Genomic DNA, 622 nt, shown 5'->3' with positions numbered 1-622 from the left:
ATTCATTACTGTGAAAAGGAAATCATTCTAGATCCAGAAACAGGACAACACAGAAACAAATGTATTCTAAAAGCAGGGGTAAATTGTGATATTGCTGATATAAGGGAAGACTTCGCAGAAACACGTCATTACTTTGATAAAACGGACGGTAGGCAAGCCATGCACTTTGTCCTTTCTTTTCACCCTAATGAGCTTCCTAACACGCCTGATAACTACGAAAAGTGTTTAGAAATAGGGATGAATTTAGCAGCTCAAATTAGTAAAGGACATGAATCTGGTTGTTTTGTTCACTCCGACCAAGAGCACCTACATTGTCATATCGTCACAAACTCAGTTAATTATGAAAACGGACGGAAATTCCATATGGAAAAAAATAAAGACTTAGTTTTATTCCGTCATATCTCTGATCAAATATGCAAGGAGTATGGAATAGAGCCATTAGAATCCTATAAAGGGGAACATGTTCAGGAGAAGAATGCTGAAAAAAGAATTAAAGCTCGTGGCGGTGTTACTTGGAAGGATGAAATAAGGGAAGCAATCTCGTATGCAAAAGAACGAGCAAATAACATAGAAAATTACAAAGAGCTACTTGCTGAAAAAGGCATTGAAATGTACCTGTCTC

General features: G+C 37.1%; 1 protein-coding gene. It reads left to right on the top strand.

The window, feature by feature from the left end:
• Positions 1-622 (top strand): relaxase/mobilization nuclease domain-containing protein (locus tag EOC06_RS37965; protein WP_206631375.1); only part of this gene is annotated, 622 nt, incomplete at both ends.

Source organism: Mesorhizobium sp. M7A.F.Ca.MR.362.00.0.0, assembly GCF_004023175.1.
In the GTDB taxonomy this organism is placed as follows: domain Bacteria; phylum Pseudomonadota; class Alphaproteobacteria; order Rhizobiales; family Rhizobiaceae; genus Mesorhizobium.
This window is presented reverse-complemented; position numbering and strand designations above follow the sequence as displayed.